The following is a 15645-nucleotide window of genomic DNA, read 5'->3' as shown; positions in this document are numbered from 1 at the left end:
AAATTTTAAAGGGATAGGGGTAATAAATGTGACGAACGTTGCCGATATGACAAACGTTGAAAAAATCATCGTACTAGATTACGGTAGTCAATATAATCAATTGATTACACGACGCATCCGTGATTTAGGTGTTTTTTCTGAATTATTGAGCCACCGTATTACAGCTGAAGAAGTGAAAGCCATGAATCCGAAAGGGATCATCCTTTCTGGAGGACCAAACAGTGTCTATGATGAGAATGCTTTTGGCATTGATCCTGAAATCTTCAATTTAGGAATTCCAGTGTTGGGTATTTGTTATGGTATGCAATTGATCACGTACAAACTTGGCGGTTCTGTTGAGCCTGCGAAAAACCGTGAATACGGCAAAGCATTGCTTGAAGTAACAGCCGATGATGCGGCACTATTCAGCCAAACACCAAAACAACAAACCGTTTGGATGAGCCATGGGGATCTAGTAACCAAAGTACCAGAAGGTTTTGAAACTGTTGCTACAAGTAGCGATTGCCCAATTGCATCGATCCAAGACAAAGAACGTAACTTCTACGGTATCCAATTCCACGCAGAAGTCCGTCATTCAGAATACGGAATCGAATTATTACGTCATTTTGCTTTTGACATCTGTCACTGTGAAGGCAATTGGACAATGAACAATTTCATCGACATGCAGATCGAAAAAATCCGTGAACAAGTTGGCGATAAAAAAGTCTTACTTGGTTTATCTGGCGGAGTGGATTCAAGCGTCGTTGGTGTCCTTTTACAAAAAGCGATCGGTGATCAATTAACATCGATTTTCGTTGACCATGGTCTATTGCGTAAAGGCGAAGCGGATCAAGTCATGGAAAGCTTAGGCGGAAAATTCGGCTTGAACATCATCAAAGTAGATGCAAGAGAACGTTTCTTAAATAAACTTGCAGGTGTCTCTGATCCTGAACAAAAACGTAAAATCATCGGTAACGAGTTCGTCTACTTGTTTGACGACGAAGCAACAAAGCTTGCCGGCGAAGAAGGTGTGTCTTTCTTAGCACAAGGAACACTTTACACCGACGTAATCGAAAGTGGAACAGAAACTGCCCAAACGATCAAATCACACCACAACGTAGGTGGCTTGCCTGAGGACATGCAATTTGAATTGATCGAACCATTGAACACATTATTCAAAGACGAAGTCCGCGAACTAGGGACACAGCTTGGTATGCCTGACTCAATCGTTTGGCGCCAACCATTCCCTGGACCAGGTCTTGGTATCCGTGTCTTAGGTGAAATCACTGAAGAAAAATTGGAGATCGTCCGTGAATCAGATATGATCTTACGCGAAGAAATCGCCGCTGCCGGTCTTGACCGTGACATCTGGCAATACTTCACGGTTTTACCTGGTATCCGTTCTGTTGGTGTCATGGGCGACGGTCGTACGTATGACTACACAGTCGGCATCCGTGCAGTCACATCGATTGATGGCATGACAGCTGACTTTGCACGTATCCCATGGGATGTGCTACAAAAAATCTCTGTACGCATCGTCAATGAAGTCGCACACGTGAACCGTATCGTGTACGATATTACCTCTAAACCACCAGCAACTGTGGAGTGGGAATAGAATAATCAAAATAACCGTGAATCCTTTGTTAATGAAGGGATTCACGGTTTTTTTGTTTTGTATCTATAGGAATACAAAAAGAAGTCCATTGAATAACTTTGTTTCTTTGATGTACTATTTATAGTTGTGTCATAGCTAAATTTCTGAACAAGAAGTTTATACCATAAAGATATGTCTTTATAGCTTTTGTCTTGCTTTATTTTATGGGAAAGGTTCTACTCAACACACAAATTGAAATCCATTGAAAAATGAGACCAATAATCTAACTTTTTAAAACACTATTTTTTTAATACAATGACATCTTTACCATCAATTTGGACATTTAATACACCTTGCTCATCGTATCCAATAAAATCAAAATACCAAAGTACTTTACCTTCACTAGATAAACGACTTTCCAATAAGTTAGATTCTTTCAGTTTACCTTCACTTTCATAGGTGAGTTTTATGTCGGTACTATTTTTTGCAACATTCAACTGATCAGCTTCTACAACAAACATTGTAGGATAAGCTTTACCAAAGGCTTTATTACCAGTTTCTATTACATTACCTGTAAAACCAATTGGTTGAAAATTTTTCATTTCTTGTACATTTACAGGTAAAGGCCAATTACCTTCCGTAGTTAATATTTCAACCTTAGAAAATCCTTTCCCAGCTCCTTTTTCACCTTGATTTACTCCACTTATTTTGTTAATTTCAACTGACAGTTCCTCCATAGTATCAAAATCATTTTCGAAACTATTTATTAGATAAGAAATTTCTAAAGTATTTGTGGAATCATCGAAATATTGATTAAATGTATACGAGTCAACTTGAGAATCTTCTGTAGAGTTATTTGTAAATAGTACTTCGCCGTCTTCTTTTATCGAAAATCCTAGGTTATAGTAATCTATTTTTGAGGACACAAGCTTGGATTTTTCAGGAAGATTGATAATGAAATATAGTCCTAATTGTTTCTGGTCTATGTAAGCTTTTTCTAATTTGATTTCAATTTCGTTGTCTTTAACAACACTATTTAGTTGATGAACAAATTCTCCTTCCACTAACTTTTTGGATGTAAATTGTCCAAATTTCAAATAATTTCCAACAGCTTGTGTTATTGGAGAGATGCAAACAACTATCAAAACCAACGCAGCTATACTAGCTATTAGTATTATTCTATAATTTATTCTCCTATTTTTACTTGTTTTGATTTTTTGGTATGCGACATCTATTTTTTCTTTTACTTCCCTAGGTATTTTTTCTTCATTATATTTTAGATTAGTTAATTCTTTTTCAAAATCTTCATTCATATTTTTAATCACCTTTCGTGTATTCTTTTTTCAACCAGGCTTTACCTCTAAAAATTCTTGATTTAACAGTCCCTAATGGTTCTCCAAGAATAATACTAATCTCTTTGTATGAAAAACCGCTGTAATAATAAAGTAAAATCGGTACTCTATACACCGGATCTAGCTTTGAAATAAGGTTTTCAAGTTCCAATCCTTCTTCACAATCTTCTACTAATAATTTTTGATGATTGTCAGAATAGTTATAGGAAAATTTATTGTTTTTCTTAATCAGGTTATAACTCTGATTAATTAATATTTTTGTTATCCACGTATGAAAATATTGAGGCTGTTTCAAATTCCCAATTTCTTCAAAAGCAATTAAAATAGTATCTTGTAAAACATCGGCTGCATCTTCTATACCTAAATATCTTTTGGCTATCCCATAAAGAACATTTTCATACTGCTCTATTAACTTTACAAAGGCTTCCCCATCCCCTTTTTGAGCTCTTTTAACTAGCCATTTTTCACTTAACAATAGAAATTCACCACCTTTATCTACTCTATTAGAGCAAAAAAACATGCAAAAAGTTCCCTTTCAAAAAATTTTTCTTAAACAATGGATACCTTGTCAAATCAGCTGAATAAAAGTTGGATCGAATAACGAAAAGACTGAGAGGTATCTAAGCTCTCAGTCTTCAATCATATTTAAATTTTCTCACTAAGCATCTCAATCACTTCAACTACCTAATTTTTACATAAAAGGTGAATCTATACATATCAGAACCACCTAATATCAGCTCAACAAATTTTGATTTTTTCAAACAAAATTCGTTCTCATGCTGGTATTGTTTGATCAAAAAATAAGAAATCAACTTTAGTCTATTAGCAAATGATTGAACATTCTATCTACTTGAATCATCTTATTGGATTTTCTTTCTTCTTGTTAAATAGATTAATGAAACAAGAAATGTTACTAGTCCAACTAGTTGCCATATATGGTTTGTTTGCTCTCCAGTGTGGGGTAGATTTTTATTGCTGATTTTATTATTCGTTCTATTACTAGTTTTGTTGCTTGTTTTATTGCTTGTTTTATTGCTTGTTTTATTGTTTGTATTTTGAGAATGTGTACCTTTATTATCATTGCTTGTAGTTCCATTTTTGTCTTTAGCTCTAACAGTGATCGCGGCGGTGCTCGTTACACCTTTATAGCTATAGGTTACTTCATAGGTACCAGCTTTCGTGGTATCTACACTACCTTCCACCGTTACAGCTTCGAAACTTACTGGATTGCCATCTTCATCAACTGCACTGTCAAAGTTGTCTTCTGCTTTCCATGTTGCGCCAACATAAAGCGTGGAGTCATGGACATTTATGGTCGGCGCTCCGATTTCTTTCACCGTGATCGTGGCGACATTTGTCACGCCGGCATAACTGTACTTCACTTCATACGTGCTAGCTTTCGTTGTATCCACCGCACCTTCCACCGTTATAGCTTTGAAATCTACTGGATTGCCATCTTCATCAACCGCACTGTCAAAGTTATCTTCTGCTTTCCATGTTGAACCAATATAAACAGTGGAGTCATGGACATTTACAGCTGTTTGGATTGCTTTCACTGTGATTGTAGCGATACTTGTCACGCCGTCATAGCTGTACTTTACTTCATATGTGCCAGCTTTCGTGGTATCTACCGTGCCTTCGACTGTCACAGCTTCCATGCCTATTGGATTGCCCTCTCCGTCAACCGCACTGTCAAAGTTATCTTCTGCTTTCCAATTCGTACCGATATAGAGCGTGGAGTCATGGACATTCACTACTGTTTGGTTCGCCTTCACCGTAATTGTAGCGATACTTGTCACGCCGTCATAGCTGTATTTTACTTCATAGGTGCCGACTTTCGTTGTATCTACTGTGCCTTCAACTGCCACTGCCTCGATACCTACTGGATTGCCATCTTTATCAACTGCACTGTCGAAATTATCTTCTTCTTTCCATGTTGAACCGATATAAACAGTGGAGTCATGGACATTTACAGCCGTTTGGATTGCTTTCACTGTGATTGTAGCAATGCTTGTTGCTCCGTCATAGCTGTATTTCACTTCATACGTACCAGCCTTCGTAGTATCCACTGTGCCTTCAACTGTCAGATCTTCAAAAGCCACTGGATTCCCGTCTTTATCTTTCGCAGAAACAAAATTATCTTTTGCTTCCCATTTATCCCCTTCATAGATAGAAGAATCAATCACTTCAATACTTTCTTGTGAAGTAGCCCAATACCAATCTCCCTTCATGGTTGCACCCATATAATTAGTTGCTAACTCTAAAGAAGTATAAAGAGGACCTGACTGGTCTTTCTGCCATTTTCCAATGTAGGTATTATCAATTGGTGGTGAACCTAATAGAGAATCTTTAAATACAAAATTTTCTCCTAGCTTGATATGTTCAATCGGCGTTTGCCAAAAAGTATCTGGACCCATTTTTGCTTGCAAGGTATTAAAATTTGATATATCCAGTGATTTTATACCCGCATAAGAAAATATACCCATCATATTCGTAAGATTAGGTGTTTCAAAATTGGATAAATCAAGTAAAGTTAAATTTGTCATTGCATAAAACATTTCTCCCATATACGTGACAGAACTCGTATCAAAATTTGATATATCAAGAGAGGTCAAACTGCTTGCTCCAGCAAACATCTTTCTCATATCCGTCACTTTACTTGTGTCAAATCCTGATACATCAATTGAAGTTAATCCAGACATACCCGAAAACATATCATGCATATTAGTGGTTTGGCTCGTATCAAGATAGCTTAGCTTTTCTATGTTTCTAACTTTGTTCAAATCACAAAATAGCATTTCTAAAGATTCACCTGCTATTACCTTTCCTTCAAAAATTATTGAAGTAATTTGATCAGCATATGAAAAAAATGGTGAACGCCCATTCGTCATAACCGTTGGCGATAATTGACCTGCCCCTATATGCAAAGTGCCATCAGCCTCAATTACCCAATCAACTGTACCCAAGTGACCAGATGCAACTTCATTGACTATTATACTGACTTCTCCATTTGTAGTTTCTTCTTGCGACACTAAATCCTCTCCAACTGTGTTAGCTAAAGAACTATCTTCCACTTCTACAATGGGCATTGAATCTTCACTGAAAGATGCTTTCTCATTTTCTCCCTCAGTGTTATTGGATTGATTGGTAGAATCTTCTACAATGCTCTCAATCGATTCACTAGTTGTGCTATTTTCAAGCATGCTTTCAGTGCTACCAGTCATATCTCCTTTGTCGACCTCTTGCGCCTCTAGTTCCTGTGACTGCTCTGTTTCAATAGTCTCCGCCACTACTTGTCCTGTTCCTACTAAGGAAGGGCTTACTAATAGCATGACACTAAAAATAGCTACAAATTTCTTTTTCATTGCTTCTCTCCATTTCATTTTCAACCTATTTTCCCATTCAGATGTGTAAACTTGATAAATGTATTTTCCAACCATCTAAAAAATAACATTGAAAAAATGAAAAACATTTAAATACAGGATTTAAAATTTTAAAAAATAACATTTTATCGTTTTACATATCTATACCAACAGTGATATAATAACATGACGAAAAAACGACTACTATCCACAATTTCTGTAGAATAAACGACAAAAATTGTATTCAAGAAATGGAGTAAATGAGGATGATACCAGACTATTTAAGAAAAGAATTAGCAGTTCTATTTTTTATTGTAAATAAAGATCAAACAACGACTGCTGATATTTCACGAGATTTGAAGTTATCTAAAAGAACCGTTAGAGAAGCCATTTCAACTATAAAAAAACATTTAGAAGAACATCAAGATCTCAAAGACTTTATAGTGATAAAAAAATCTGGTATTATTCAAATCCATCCCACATTTAAATCAAAAGCAATCGATGTGGCATACAATCTAAAGCTTCAATTACTTAAAAGAAATACGATGTTTAATTATACTGTTTTATTACTCACTAGAACTTCACTTGATAAAAATACAATCATAAATGAGCTTTTTATCTCAACTAGTTATCTGAATAAGATTACCCAGAATCTAAATGAATTATTCTCAGCTTTCGACTTCACAATTACTATTACAAAAGGAATTTATTCTTTAAAAGGAAATGAAATGAATATACGGTTGTTTTCTTATGTATTCTTGCAGGATTCATTTCAAGATATAGAATGGCCTTTTTGTGATATATCCCTTGAAAGCATTCTAAAGAATATTCCAGAAGAAATATTGACCAACTCACACAAACGATCAAATATAAAAAATAGATCCCTTTGTATTCTCTATGCTATTTTGCAAATCAGAGTCAAAAATCAGAATTATGTGACTCCACCAAAAGACCGATTGATCCAAACGCTCTTCACGATTGTTCATGAAATTCTTGGTATAGCTTCGATTTTTCAACAGAATATATTTGGTCCTCTCGAAAGAAACGTGGAAAAAACGGAAATTCAATATTTTAATTTCCTTGCACGTATTTTTATTTCAGATATCATTCAAACACAGGATAAAATCGATTTAGGAAAAACTTTTGTTAAAGAAAACCATCCTTACTGTACATTGTCTAGAGATATTCTTAGCTTGAATGCTATTTTGATAGACGATAGTACTTCAGAAGAAGAACGATATTTATTTAACTACTATTTAACATTGTTCAATACTTTTTATTTTTTAGTTGGTGATGTATTAGATTGCTTTACTGATTTATTTATTCCTTCTTGGTCTTTTCAGTCACATGTAAAAAATGAATATATGTCGATCATTGAAATGAATCTGTCATCCCTTACTCTTAATGAAAAGCATAAAAATTACTTATCAAATCAACTTTATACTCTTCTCACTTCTGAAATGAAGTCAGAAGTGAACATCTATTTATATCTGTCCAAAGATTTTACTGCAAGTTTTTTTATTGAGAATCAGCTTAGACATCTATTCAATGAAAAGCAAATTATGATCACAGATAATTATTCTTTATCAGATATCGTCATCACAGATACATTAGAACGGTCCACAGCAAATAAGAAGATTTTTTATTTAGAGTCATTAGATAATGAAACAAGATGGAAAGAATTACTCTTCTTGATCCAAGAAACCTATTTAGACAAACAAACGAAGCAAAAAAATCAAGTCCGTAAATTTTAAGCGCTTACTCAATTATTGATGATTGGATAAAGAGGAGCCTGGAACGATAATCGTTTTATGCCATCAAAACCGAATATATACTATTCCAGAAACAGCTCCTTTTTATAACATCTTTGACTAGTTCGCTCTAAAATCAGTTGAAATTTTTGCTCTGCTTTACAAAGTAATTCCTCAGATAATAGAAACACATTCCTAAAGAAGCTACTGCTATTATCCATAAGTACTTATTAAGGGGAAGAACGATTTTATAATTACTCCTGTATTCCACTGTTGATTCAAATGTATACAGCAAAAGAAAAGTGAGCAAAAATGCTTTCAGTTTACCAATTTTTAGATAGATCTTTTCTTCATTTAGTATCGCTAATCCTAAAATCAATAAAATATCAGGTAGGCTGAATATAACAAATTCTTGTTTTAAAAATATTTTTATTAGCCCAATTACTATCGTACTTAAATATGAAGCAAGTAACACGTTTCTTAATATATTACTTAGTATGATTTTCATGTTTACGTCAACTCCAAAATAGATGTTTTTGCATAGACTAGCTATTTAACTTACTCACAAGTGGATCTACATCACTTATACCATTTTCTGTCGATGGTTGTTCATATTAGTCAAAAAATACCCTTTTGAGGTCATAATCGTAAAGTATTTTTTTCAAAAAATAAGCTATCAAAGCCAAAAATTTTTTTTAGCTTTGATGGCTTATTTTGAATGCTCACTTCTATTCTAAATAGGTCATCTAGACTATTTTTTATGCTATTTTAAGTACCAATTTTATTAAATATCTCTTTGATTCCAACTGTTACATTGATTCTTCCCAAACATTGATACTGATAACTGTATCTTTTGGCAACTCTCCGCTGATTTCTTTATCAATAATAAAAAAAACATTACTTCTATACGGATAGTCACTCTCTAAAATAATAGCTATATGCTCTTTATATTTTTTCTAGCTCCGCTCGCACAGCTGTATATATGAAATCAGAACGCTCAGAGTAAAATCCACTTTAATAAATACATCGATTTGTTCAGATTCTCTTGATAAAAATTAACACTGATTTGCTCACTTTGCCTATTCTCTTTTTCATTCTAAAGCCTTCGTTTTTCATGCACTTGGATTCTATTGGCATTTATTTAAGCCAAACACTAACAACTAAAAATCAGTATTGAAACAACAACTTCTCTTTTACTCACTCGTCCTCTTTAAACATTCTGCTAAACATTAAACTTTGATTAATTCCTTTTTATCATTACCTTGTCCCACTCATAAACTGTCCGTTGAAATCGAAAAAACATTGTTATACCAAGGACTACCACATTAATGTGGTAATTAATTATCATTTACTACATAACAAAATTTCATTAAGATAGAATTAAGGAAGCGCTTCCGGAGGTGGGTTCGATGAGTTTAAGCAAAAGGGAAAAGTTGTTGCTACGTCTACTTTTAGACCAAGAAAAGTATCAACCAGCAGCATTTTTCCAAAAACAGTTGTATGTCTCTCCTAAGACAGTTTACAACGACTTAACAAGTTTGGAAGAAAAAATAAAAGAAACTGGTACCGTGATCACTAAGCTACCTCGCAAGGGTATTCGCTTAGAAGGTACTGAATCAGCGAAACAAAATGCACGTTCTTTGTTGGTATATGAGCAACTCATTCTTGATGAATACTCCCCAGAATACCGACGCTTATTCATATTTGGGAACTATTTTTTTTCAGAAAAAGCCATGCGTTATCATGAGTTTGCTGAATACTTTTTTGTGAGCCAGCAATCAATCAAAAATGATGTAGATGACATCGTAAGATTTTGCCAATCCAAACAGATCACAGGAAAAGTAACGTCACATGGATTGCAATTGATCGCAGATGAGTCTGTTCAACAAAATGTTTTCAAATCATTCTTAGAACCATATATGGAAACTGAAGGAAGTCAACATACTTCTATTCCTTCGCTGTTTGATGAGCGAATTATTGACCTGACAGAACAGTTTATTTATGGGATGATCCAGCAAATTGGACGGCAAATTAATAACTATTTTGTAGAATCATTATCTTTATCCTTACAGATTTTTTTATCTAGGCTTCTTTTAGATCATCACATCGAAAAGCAAGAACAGCTAGTCTTTGATGAATTGAAACGAATGAAACTGTATATGATTGCCCGTTCATTTGCCGAAATGGTCAATGAATCCTTGTCTATTTCATTACAGGAGTCAGATATCCAATATATCTGTTCGCTCTTACTTGCTCACGGGATCGAACCTTATGTCCAAAGTACGGATAAGCCTGATTCAGTCATCACTGTTTCCACAAAACAAATCATTGATAAAATGTCGACTTTATTGAAAATTGATCTGACACAAGATGAACTGTTGTTACAAGCCTTGCTCTCACACATCGTACCCATGATCCATCGTCTGAAAACTGGTATGTTGATCAAGAACCCTTTGCTTAAAAGTATCAAAACACAATATTCGACGATGTTCACATTGACCAAGTATGCGATTAGCGAGTTAGAGAAAGAATTCCGCTGTTCTTTAACAGAGGATGAAGTCTCTTTTCTCACGATTCATTTCCAACTGGCTTTTGAAAAGCGAAAGATGACAAATCATATCCTCATCGTTTGTCGCTCTGGCCTTGCCACTTCAGAATTGATTTTCAATCGGATCAAGCAGACCATTTCGGCGAATACTGTTTTAGAAATCATTCAATCAAACAAACTCTCTCATACTTCTTTGGAAATGGTTGATCTAATCATTTCAACAATCCCTTTAGAAGAAGTAGAACCGCCTGTTATGTACGTGTCTGCTTTACCAACTACCGAGGAAATCACAAACATTTCAGCAAGAATTTCTAATTTGAATGAAAATGAAAAAAAATTCCATTCAAAAAAATATCAATCGCCCACTTTACTAAAAAAATATCTTGATCCAGATTTCATTTATATACAAAAGCCCTTTTCAACAAAAGAAGCGATCTTGTCTTTTTTAGCCGATGATTACTTGGAAAAAGACTTAGTTAGCCACGGTTTTAAACGCTCTTTATTTGATCGAGAAGAATTAGGTAGTACAGGACTAAAAACCGGGGTGGCCATCCCTCATGCTGATCCACATACAGTGAAAGAAACAAAATTGGCATTTGTCACACTTGCTTCACCGATTGCTTGGGGAGATACGAAGATCCAATTGATCGTCTTATTAGCGATCGCCGAAAAGAATATGACCGAAGCAAAAGAATTGATCGCTTCAATTTATGACTTGTTCAATTCCTCAGAAGAAATCCAGTGGATTGTAGCGAGTCAAACACCAGATGAACTTTATCACAGACTTTTAAGAGGAGGGAATGAGCTTGTTTTTTGATCATCAACTTGCACTATTGAATCAATCATTCACAACGAAAGAAGAAGCACTACAAAAGCTATCAGAAGAACTACGAAAGAAACAATGTGTCACAGATGATTTCTATCAAAATATTATTCGACGTGAGGAAATATTTCCGACAGGTTTGGCCATCAACGGTATGGGCGTTGCGATCCCACATACAGATAGCCAGTATGTCAATGAATCTCAAGTAGCGTTCATGTCATTGAAAAAACCTTTACCGTTTATTGAAATGGGGACAAATGACAAAGAAATAGAAGTCTCATTGTTGTTTATGCTTGCGTTGAAAGAACCTCATGAACAATTGGAGATGTTGCAAAAATTGATCGAGATGTTCCAGAAACCTGGCGTTTTAGAGGAACTCTTGACACTCACTACAGAAACAGAATATCTAGCGATTATCAAAAAATATGGCTTACATTAAGGAGGAACATTTATGTTAGACGCATTACAGTGGTTTGTTGATTTAGGTTCGATTGTTGTCCTTCCTATCCTTATCTTTATTTTCGGGATCATTTTAGGAACAAAACCAGGAAAAGCATTTACTTCGGCGTTGACAGTTGGTGTTGGTTTTGTCGGATTGAATCTAGTAATTGACTTACTAGGAAACAGCTTGGGACCAGCGGCACAGCACATGGTTGAGCGTTTAGGGTTAAACTTGACCACGATCGATGTCGGTTGGCCAGCAGCCGCAGCGATTTCTTATGGAACGATTTTGGGGAGTCTCGCTATTCCCATCGGTGTGGTACTGAATATCGTACTGATTTTACTCGGCTTGACGAAAGTATTGAATGTCGATATCTGGAATATCTGGCATGCTGCATTTATTTCTTCACTTATTTTTGCTTTGACCGGTGATTTCGCTATGGGGATCGCTGCAACGGTGATTTATTTGATGATGATCCTTTTGATGGGCGATATTTTAGGTCCGATTATCAACAAATTTTATGGATTCCCGAATATTACGTTCCCTCATGGAACAGCAGCTCCAGGATTTGTCTTTGCATTACCAATGAACTGGATTTTTGACCGTATCCCAGGATTGAAAGATTGGAAAGCTGACCCAGAAACGATTCAAAAGAAATTCGGTGTTTTTGGTGATTCAACTGTAATGGGCTTTCTGATTGGTTTGGTGATGGGGATTTTAGCTGGCTATGATGTTGCAGGTACTGGTCAATTGGCGGTTCAAACAGGAGCAGTTATGGTGATCATGCCTAAAATGGTTGCTTTATTAATGGAAGGGCTTACTCCAATATCAGAAGCTGCCAATGAATTTGTCAAAAAACGTTTCCCAGGAAGAGAACTTTATATCGGAATGGATGCTGCGTTATCTGTAGGTCATCCAGCTGTTCTTTCTTCTTCCTTATTACTCGTGCCGATTACGATCTTATTAGCGGTTATCCTACCCGGCAATACAACTTTGCCTTTTGGTGACTTAGCAACGATTCCATTCTTGATCTGTTTGATGGCTGCAGTCTTTGCAGGAAACATTATTCGAACAGTAATCGCTGGAACACTCTATATGGTAAGTATTCTTTACATCACATCTTGGGTTGCCCCACTAGTCACAACAGCTGCTCGTTCGGCAAACTTTGATTTACAAGGAAACTCAACGATTACTGCGATGGCAGAAGGCGGTCTTTGGACCACTTGGATGTATGTCGGACTAACAAAAGTTTTAAGCTGGGGTGGTTTAGCGATCATCGGTGCAGTTGTTCTTTTCGGATTGATCTACGTCAACAAAATTTTACCAAAAAAACAAGCAGCTAAAACAGCTGAATAGGAGGAAACTAGAATGAAAAAATTATTGATTATGTGTGGTACAGGTGTTGCAACTTCTACCGTTGTAACGAACAAAGTAAAAGAATGGTTAAAAGAAAAAGGGCTAACGGAGCAAGTAAAGTTGTATCAATCAAAAGTAGCCGACGAAATGAATAAAATCGATGAATATGACATTGTTGTCAGTACGACAGTCGTGCCAGATTCAATCAAAGATCGTGTCATTATGGGTCTGCCTTTGTTGACAGGTATCGGTACCGAAGCGATGTATGCTGAAATCGAGAAGAAAATCAACGAATAAAGGAGAATCCACATGCTGGTTACCACAAAAGAATTATTTGAACAGGCAGATAAAAACAATTACGCGATCCCTGCTGCCAATTTTTTCGATTTAAATAGCGCAAGAACGTACGTAAAAACAGCTGAACGATTAAAGAAACCATTGATCTTGGCGTTTGCCCAGTCTCATATGAATATGATGTCGTTAGAAGAAGCCGCTTTGATTGGTAAATTCTTAGCAGAAAAAAGTACTTCACCTGTCGCCTTACATTTAGATCATGGTCAAGACGAAGCAATCATCAAGCAAGCAATCGATCTAGGATTTACTTCGGTCATGATCGACGCATCAGAAGATTCATTCGAAGAGAACGTTCGCCGATCAAAAGCAATCGCTGATTATGCTCATCCTTTCGGTGTGGTTGTTGAGGCAGAAATCGGTCACGTCGGCGCTGGAGATAGCTTGGAATCAGAGGAAAGTGACTCCATCTATACAGAATTTAGTGAAGCTGTGAAATTTGCAGAAGCAACTGGCATAGACTCATTGGCAGTATCTATCGGTACCGCCCATGGTCACTATACAGGTACACCTAAAATCAATTTCGATGTTCTACAACAGCTGTATGAGGCATTAGCTATTCCTTTAGTGTTACACGGTGGTTCTTCTTCTGGGGATGAAAATCTTGAGAAATGTGCGCTCAACGGGATTCGTAAAATCAATATCTTTACCGACTTTATCACAGCATCAATGGATAAGATCCGTGAAAAGCAACCAGAAAATTACTTTGACTTGATCCATGATGCAAACGAAGCAATCGCTAAAACTCTAGAGCATTATTTTAATGTCTTCCACACAGCTTCTCATGAATAAAGGAGTGTAATTATGCAAAAAAGAACCTTACGTGCCCCATTCTTTGTTGTTAATCCGAAAGCTTATTTATATGGCGACCAGGCACTTGCCTTAGCCAAGGTAGCAGATGAACTATCTGCTACACACGATATTGACATTTTATTCACTGTCCAGCATGTCGATGCTGCCCGAATCAAAAACGAAACTTCTAATTTATTTATTACTGTCCAACATTTGGATGGTCTCCAAGTCGGTCGTGGCATGGGCTATATCCTTCCTGAAGCAGTTGCTGAAGCTGGGGTTACTGCTACGTTTTTAAATCATGCGGAACATCCAATGACTGTCAATGAACTTACAAAAGCAGTAAAACGTGCAGATGAATTAGGCATCCTTACGATCGTTTGTGCAGATTCCATTGAAGAAGCACAAGCAGTGGCCACCCTTCATCCTGATGTGATGGTCTGTGAACCGACGGAGTTGATTGGCACTGGTCAATCCAGTGATATTTCTTACATGAAAGCAACCAACGAGGCCGTTCGTAAGATCAATCCAAACATCCAGCTCTTACAAGCAGCGGGGATTTCTACTGTTGAAGATGTAGAAAAAGCGTTATTATCCGGTGCAGATGGTACTGGGGGAACAAGCGGTATAGTGGCGGCTGACGACCCTGCTCAAACATTGACGAATATGATCCAGAAAGCAGCAGAACTAAAAAAGGAGCTTAAATAGATGAAATTCGCAAAAGATCAATTAACTTTGACTTCAAATGGTAATCGTGTGTCTTATCATAATATTACTGAACAGGTCAAAGCAATCGTTGAGAAAAGTCAAATCACGAATGGTATTTGTCTCGTTCAATCTCCTCATACGACTTGCTCAGTGATTTTTGAAGAGTATATGCACGATACCGATTTTAATGGCGATGAATTTCTACAAGTAGACCTAAATCGTATTTTAGATAAAATCATTCCGAGAGAGCTATCTGAGAACACGAATTATCGTTATCCAGGACCGAAGCATTTAGAATTCCTGATGGGTCTGGATGATCCTAACTATCCAACCGATCCTGCAACGATTTTAAATGGCGATGCTCACATCCGCTCTTCCTTTTTCGGTGCAAGCGAAAGTTTTATTTTGAGCAAAGGAAAATTAGAGATTGGCTCTGTTGGCTATATTTACTTCGTAGACTTTGACCAAAATCGTGTACGAAACCGAACCTGTCACGTCATGGTGATGGGAGAGTAACTTCTCGCTTTCGATTTCCCATTCATTCGGAACCACCATTGGTAGCTAGACAAAACAGACGAAACAGCACG

The 15645-nt window shown here is 36.4% G+C and carries 12 protein-coding genes; 9 read left to right on the top strand and 3 right to left on the bottom strand.

Annotation, left to right across the window (positions count from 1 at the left end; all coding sequences use genetic code 11):
• The first annotated feature begins 28 nt into the window (after positions 1 to 28).
• Positions 29 to 1594: a glutamine-hydrolyzing GMP synthase gene (gene guaA, locus IGJ00_RS00335; protein WP_071867748.1), complete on the top strand. Its 1566-nt coding sequence runs from the start codon at positions 29 to 31 to the stop codon at positions 1592 to 1594.
• 278 nt (positions 1595 to 1872) lie between these two features.
• Here guaA and IGJ00_RS00330 read toward each other — a convergent pair whose 3' ends face one another.
• The 3 genes from IGJ00_RS00330 to IGJ00_RS00320 all read right to left on the bottom strand — a co-directional run bounded on the left by IGJ00_RS00330 (position 1873) and on the right by IGJ00_RS00320 (position 6290).
• Positions 1873 to 2886 carry a DUF4179 domain-containing protein gene (locus IGJ00_RS00330; protein WP_086335288.1) on the bottom strand — a complete coding sequence of 338 codons (1014 nt, stop codon included), beginning with the start codon at positions 2884 to 2886 and terminating at the stop codon, positions 1873 to 1875.
• Between the two features lie 4 nt (positions 2887 to 2890).
• The gene (locus IGJ00_RS00325; protein ID WP_217809049.1) at positions 2891 to 3400 is read right to left on the bottom strand and encodes an RNA polymerase sigma factor; all 510 of its coding nucleotides are present in this window, start codon (positions 3398 to 3400) and stop codon (positions 2891 to 2893) included.
• A gap of 385 nt (positions 3401 to 3785) precedes the next feature.
• Entirely contained in the window at positions 3786 to 6290 is a 2505-nt protein-coding gene (locus tag IGJ00_RS00320; RefSeq protein ID WP_438844009.1) for a bacterial Ig-like domain-containing protein, read from the bottom strand.
• Between the two features lie 263 nt (positions 6291 to 6553).
• On the opposite strand from IGJ00_RS00320, the gene IGJ00_RS00315 reads away from it, so the two are divergent.
• The 8 genes from IGJ00_RS00315 (at position 6554) to IGJ00_RS00280 (ending at position 15574) form a co-directional block, all read left to right on the top strand.
• Positions 6554 to 8041: a helix-turn-helix domain-containing protein gene (locus tag IGJ00_RS00315; RefSeq protein WP_438844008.1), complete on the top strand. Its 1488-nt coding sequence runs from the start codon at positions 6554 to 6556 to the stop codon at positions 8039 to 8041.
• A gap of 1406 nt (positions 8042 to 9447) precedes the next feature.
• On the top strand, positions 9448 to 11403 hold the full coding sequence (locus IGJ00_RS00310; protein ID WP_438844007.1) for a BglG family transcription antiterminator: 1956 nt from the start codon (positions 9448 to 9450) through the stop codon (positions 11401 to 11403).
• Complete coding sequence (locus IGJ00_RS00305; RefSeq protein ID WP_438844006.1) at positions 11393 to 11848, top strand: PTS sugar transporter subunit IIA; 456 nt, start codon at positions 11393 to 11395, stop codon at positions 11846 to 11848. Before IGJ00_RS00310 ends, IGJ00_RS00305 begins: the two co-directional genes overlap by 11 nt.
• Positions 11849 to 11860: 12 nt before the next feature.
• Complete coding sequence (locus tag IGJ00_RS00300; protein ID WP_071867754.1) at positions 11861 to 13207, top strand: PTS galactitol transporter subunit IIC; 1347 nt, start codon at positions 11861 to 11863, stop codon at positions 13205 to 13207.
• Between the two features lie 12 nt (positions 13208 to 13219).
• Positions 13220 to 13504, top strand: coding sequence for a PTS sugar transporter subunit IIB (locus IGJ00_RS00295; protein WP_019722790.1), 285 nt, complete (start codon positions 13220 to 13222; stop codon positions 13502 to 13504).
• 12 nt (positions 13505 to 13516) lie between these two features.
• Positions 13517 to 14350: a class II fructose-bisphosphate aldolase gene (locus IGJ00_RS00290; protein WP_142433315.1), complete on the top strand. Its 834-nt coding sequence runs from the start codon at positions 13517 to 13519 to the stop codon at positions 14348 to 14350.
• A 12-nt stretch (positions 14351 to 14362) separates the two neighbouring features.
• Entirely contained in the window at positions 14363 to 15058 is a 696-nt protein-coding gene (locus IGJ00_RS00285) for a triose-phosphate isomerase (RefSeq protein WP_142433316.1), read from the top strand.
• Positions 15059 to 15574: a YjbQ family protein gene (locus IGJ00_RS00280; protein WP_142433317.1), complete on the top strand. Its 516-nt coding sequence runs from the start codon at positions 15059 to 15061 to the stop codon at positions 15572 to 15574.
• Positions 15575 to 15645 lie beyond the last annotated feature (71 nt).

Source organism: Enterococcus sp. AZ062, assembly GCF_051715065.1.
Taxonomy (GTDB): domain Bacteria; phylum Bacillota; class Bacilli; order Lactobacillales; family Enterococcaceae; genus Enterococcus_B; species Enterococcus_B mundtii.
This window is presented reverse-complemented; position numbering and strand designations above follow the sequence as displayed.